The 4,743-nt window shown below is 72.7% G+C and carries 4 protein-coding genes and 1 pseudogene; 2 read left to right on the top strand and 3 right to left on the bottom strand.

What is annotated here, in order from left to right; all coding sequences use genetic code 11:
- A partial coding sequence (locus tag SSNG_RS44040) for a TerD family protein (protein ID WP_007266413.1) occupies positions 1 to 745 on the bottom strand: 745 nt, incomplete at its 3' end.
- A 157-nt stretch (positions 746 to 902) separates the two neighbouring features.
- Positions 903 to 1,445, bottom strand: a complete 543-nt coding sequence (locus tag SSNG_RS23575; RefSeq protein WP_007266412.1) for a M48 family metallopeptidase — start codon at positions 1,443 to 1,445, stop codon at positions 903 to 905.
- 215 nt (positions 1,446 to 1,660) lie between these two features.
- On the opposite strand from SSNG_RS23575, the pseudogene SSNG_RS23570 reads away from it, so the two are divergent.
- Both SSNG_RS23570 and SSNG_RS23565 read left to right on the top strand, forming a co-directional pair.
- A pseudogene (locus tag SSNG_RS23570) lies at positions 1,661 to 2,820 on the top strand (ThiF family adenylyltransferase).
- Between the two features lie 136 nt (positions 2,821 to 2,956).
- Positions 2,957 to 4,285, top strand: coding sequence for an AarF/ABC1/UbiB kinase family protein (locus tag SSNG_RS23565; protein ID WP_042801726.1), 1,329 nt, complete (start codon positions 2,957 to 2,959; stop codon positions 4,283 to 4,285).
- 12 nt (positions 4,286 to 4,297) lie between these two features.
- Here SSNG_RS23565 and SSNG_RS23560 read toward each other — a convergent pair whose 3' ends face one another.
- Positions 4,298 to 4,507 carry a hypothetical protein gene (locus tag SSNG_RS23560; RefSeq protein WP_007266409.1) on the bottom strand — a complete coding sequence of 70 codons (210 nt, stop codon included), beginning with the start codon at positions 4,505 to 4,507 and terminating at the stop codon, positions 4,298 to 4,300.
- Positions 4,508 to 4,743 lie beyond the last annotated feature (236 nt).

Raw genomic sequence — 4,743 nt, 5'->3', positions numbered from 1 at the left:
CGGGGGCGGGCGCCGGGGGCTGCGGGGCCGGGGGCTGCTGCTGGGGCTGCTGCGGCGGCGGGGCGTACGGCGCGGGGGCGGGCGCCGGGGCGGGCGGCTGCTGCTGGACCGGGGCGCCGAAGGACGGGGCCGGTGCGGCGGCCTGCGGGGGCTGGGCGAACGCGGGGGCGGCGGCCTGCGGCTGGGCCGGGGCCTGCGGCTCGGGCTGCGGCTCGTCCTCGGCGACCTCGCCGCCGAAGTGCTCCAGCAGCGCGGCGAGGCCGCCGTCGAAGCCCTGGCCGACGGCGGCGAAGCGCCACACGTCCTTGCGGTAGAAGTCGCCGATCATCAGCGCGCGTTCGGTGCTGAACTCGGAGCCGGTGAAGGAGTACCGGACGACTTCCTCGCCGCCCGCCACGATCCGGATGTAGCCGGGGCCGATCTGCGACATCTGGCCGGCGCCGTCGAGGGTGGCGCTGAAGGACAGCTTGTGGATGGAGGCGGGCACGTGGTCGAGGGTCACCCGGAAGGACTCGGTGTCCCCGGCCTGCGGGCCGAGCTGCTGGATGGACTCCTCGGGCGACTTCGGCTGGTTGTAGAAGACGAAGTAGCGGTCGTCCGACAGGCGCTCGTCGGCGTCGAGGCCGAAGCAGCTGATGTCGAAGGCGAGCCCGGGCCCGGCGATCTGGACGCCCACGTACAGATCGGTGCCCGCCGTCAGGTCACTGATCCTGGCCTTGTGGCCGCGTTGGAATTCCCTGGCCATGTGTCCGACCGTCCCCCATCCCGACTTCGTCTGCTCGATATGTGCCGCTCAGGCTAACGGCTCCTGCCGACATCCGGCCAAGCCCGTACGGACCCGGTTCCGGCTCGGCTCCGACCCGGCGCCGACCCTGCGCGCGCCCGCCGTCCGTGACGGAGGGTCACTCCCCGCGGGCGGCCGGGACCCGGGGCATGCGCTCCGCCGCGGCCACTCCCTCGAGGAACCCGCGGGCCCGCTCGGTCTTCGGGTAGGCCTCCAGCAGCTCCCAGAAACGGGGGCCGTGGCCGGGCACCAGGAGGTGCGCCAGCTCGTGGAGCAGCACGTAGTCGACGACGTACTCCGGCATCCCCTGGATGCGGTGGGACAGCCGGATGCTGCCCTCCGCGGGGGTGCAGGAGCCCCACCGGGTGTTCTGGTTGGTGACCCAGCGGACCGAGAGCGGGCGCGCGCGGCCGCCGAAGTACTGCTCGGACAGACGCTCGGCGCGGGCGATCAGTTCCGCGTCGCCGAGGGTGCGCTTGTTCTCCTGGGCGGCGAGCTTGTCGAGCATCACGCCCACCCAGCGCCGCTCCTCGGCCTCGGACATCCGGGCGGGGATCAGGACGACCGTCCGCTCGCCCTCGCGGTAGGCGGACACGGTCCTGCGGCGGCGCGCGCTCCGGCGTACTTCGACGGCGCGCTGTGGCGGGTCGGCGGCTGACACGCATCGACGGTACCCGGTAGCCGTGGCGGAAATCCCGCGCGTCCGGGGTTCGGAACGTGATCGGTTCACCGGGAGGCCGCAAACACGGCCATTCCTCATCTCATACGACCAATACCCCTTGCCTGTGGATGAATCTGCGCACGCGGTCCGGCGGCCGGGCATGGTGGCGGAGACACGGAAAGTGCTTGGGGACGGGTTGGGACGGGGAGGCCGTGATGTATCCGAAGGTGAAGCCGGCGTTGGCGCGGGCGTGGCGGGACCTGCAGACGGTCCAGTTCGGGGTGACGCCCGCCCACGCGGTGGTGCTCGGACCGCTGGACACGGCGACGGGGTCGCTGATCGACCGGATCGACGGCACGCGGGGCATGGAGCTGCTGCGGGCCGAGGGCGCCGGGATGGGGCTGCCGGAGGGGCAGGTGGACGGGCTGGTCCGGCACCTCGCCGGGGCCGGGCTGCTCGACGACCTCACCGCCGGGGGGCCGCGGGCGCAGGCCCTGCGGAGGAGGCCGGAGGTACTGGAGCGGCTGGGGCCCGACCTGGGCTCGCTCTCGCTGGTGCACCGGGAGCCGGGCGGTGACCTGCGGGGGGCCGCGGCGCGCAGGGCGTTACGGGTCCAGGTGCGCGGGAGCGGCCGGGTGGGGGCGGTGATCGCCGCCGTGCTGGCGGGTGCCGGGGTGGGCCGGGTCGACGTGCTCGACGGGGGCCGGGTGGAGGCCGCCGACGTGGCGCCGGGCGGGCTGGATCCGGGGAGCGTGGGCCGGCCGCGGGCCGAGGCGGCGGGGGCGCTGGTGCGGACGGCGGCGCCGGGGCGGGCGCCGGGTGCGGGCGATCCCGGCGGCCCGGGGCCGGAGCCGGCGCTGGTGGTCCTCGCGCCCCGGGACGGCCTCCAGGCGTGGGCCCCCGATCCGGCGGTGGCCGCCGACTGGGTGGCGACGGGCACCCCGCATCTGTACGCGGGGGTGCTGGAGGGGACGGGGCTGGTCGGGCCCTGGTGCTGCCCGGGTCGACTGCCTGCGCGGGGTGCATGGAGCGCGACCGCGTCGACCGGGACCCGGCCTGGCCCCGGATGCTGGTCCAGTGGCGCTCGGCGCACCGCCGGCGCGGGGCGGGGGCCTGCGACCTGGGGCTGTCCACGGCGGTGGCCGGCCTGGCCGCGGCGCACGCCCTGGCCTTCCTCGACGGGCAGCTGCCCGCTTCGACGGCCGCCCGGTGGGAGGCCGCCCTGCCCGGGCTGCACTGGCAGCCCACCGCGCTGCGCCCGCACCCGGACTGCCCCTGCGCGGCCGCCGACCCGAGAGCGGCCGCCGGCCCGAGAGCGGCGGCCGGGCCGGTTGCGGCGGCCGGGCCGGTCGCGGATCCGGCGGTGCGGTCGTGAGCCGCCGGACTCCCGCCGGAGCCGGGGCGGGTGCCCCGGTCCGGGGGGTCGGGGGGCCATGGCAGGATGCGACGGGGGCCGAGCCGCGCCCCGAACCGCCGCTCGCGGCGCAGCAGTCCGGAAACTGGAGGGGCTCATGTCCGATCTTCCCCGGAAGGCGGTCACGCGCACCGTCAAGCTGGCCGCGCTCCCGCTCGGCATCGCGGGCCGGGCCACCTGGGGGCTGGGCAAGCGGATCGGCGGGAAGTCGGCCGAGATCGTGGCCCGCGAGCTCCAGCAGCGCACCGCCGAGCAGCTGTTCCGCACGCTCGGGGAGCTGAAGGGCGGCGCGATGAAGTTCGGGCAGGCCCTCTCGGTGTTCGAGTCGGCGCTTCCCGAGGAGGTCGCGGGGCCCTACAGGGCAGCGCTGACGAAGCTTCAGGAGGCGGCTCCGCCACTGCCGGCGGCGCGGGTGCACGAGGTGCTGGCGCAGCGGCTCGGCGAGGACTGGCGGGAGCTGTTCGAGGAGTTCGAGGACAAGCCGGCCGCGGCCGCCTCGATCGGACAGGTGCACCGGGCGGTGTGGCACGACGGGCGGCAGGTGGCGGTGAAGGTCCAGTACCCGGGGGCCGGGGAGGCGCTGCTGTCGGACCTCAAGCAGCTGGGCCGGTTCGCGGGCCTGCTGGGGCCGCTGGTCCCGGGCATGGACCTCAAGCCGCTGATCACCGAGCTGCGCGACCGGGTCGCGGAGGAGCTGGACTACGAGTTGGAGGCCGAGGCGCAGCGCACCCACGCCGACGCCTTCGACGCCGACGAGGACGTGGTCGTCCCGGACGTCGTGTACCAGGGTGACCAGGTGCTGGTGACCGAGTGGCTGGAGGGCACCCCGCTCTCCGAGGTGATCGCCGACGGGACGCGGGAGGAACGCGACCGCGCCGGACAGCTGCTGGCCCGGTTCCTCTTCTCGGGGCCCGCGCGCACGGGGCTGCTGCACGCCGATCCGCACCCGGGGAACTTCCGGCTGGTGTCGGGGGCGGACGGACGGATGCGGCTGGGCGTACTGGACTTCGGCACGGTCGACCGGCTGCCGGGCGGCTGGCCCAAGCCCATCGGCAGGTCGCTGCGGATGACCCTGGAGGGGGACGCCGAGGGGGTCTACGGGCACCTGTGCGCCGAGGGGTTCGTCAGGGAGAGCGTCGAACTCGACCCGGACGCGGTGCTGGACTACCTCAAGCCCATCATCGAGCCCGCCGAGGCCGACGAGTTCACCTTCACCCGGCCGTGGCTGCGCGGGCAGGCGGCGCGGATCGCCGATCCCCGCTCCCCCGCGCACCAGTTGGGGCGGCAGATCAACCTGCCGCCGTCCTACCTGCTGATCCACCGGGTGACGTTGAGCACCATCGGCGTGCTGTGCCAGCTGGGCGCGACGGTGCGGCTGCGGGACGAACTGGAGTCCTGGCTGCCGGGGTTCCTGCCCGAGGACTGACCGGGGCGGGCGTCACCACCAGGAGGAGTCGAGCCGGCCCTCGATCGCCCGGAGGTTGGCGCGCGCGCAGTCGACGCAGAAGTACTGTCTGGTCCCGTTCTCCACCGAACACGTCCAGGTGGGCGGCGGGCCGCCTTCCGGGGCGCGGGCTCCGCAGCGCGCGCAGACGACGGGCTGGGCCTCGGGCCCCGGCGGGGTGGGGTGGGGGGTCGGCTGGTCCACCACCAGACGATATCCCCGTCGGCCCGCGCGGGGCACCGCAACGCACCGGGGGATGTATATATATATATATATATATATATATATATATATATATATATATATATATATATATATATATATATATATATATATATATATATATATATATATATATATATCTATGTGTGTATATATATATATATATATATATATATATATATATATATATATATATATATGTATATATATATATATAT

This window comes from Streptomyces sp. C (assembly GCF_000158895.1).
Classification (GTDB): domain Bacteria; phylum Actinomycetota; class Actinomycetes; order Streptomycetales; family Streptomycetaceae; genus Streptomyces; species Streptomyces racemochromogenes.
This window is presented reverse-complemented; position numbering and strand designations above follow the sequence as displayed.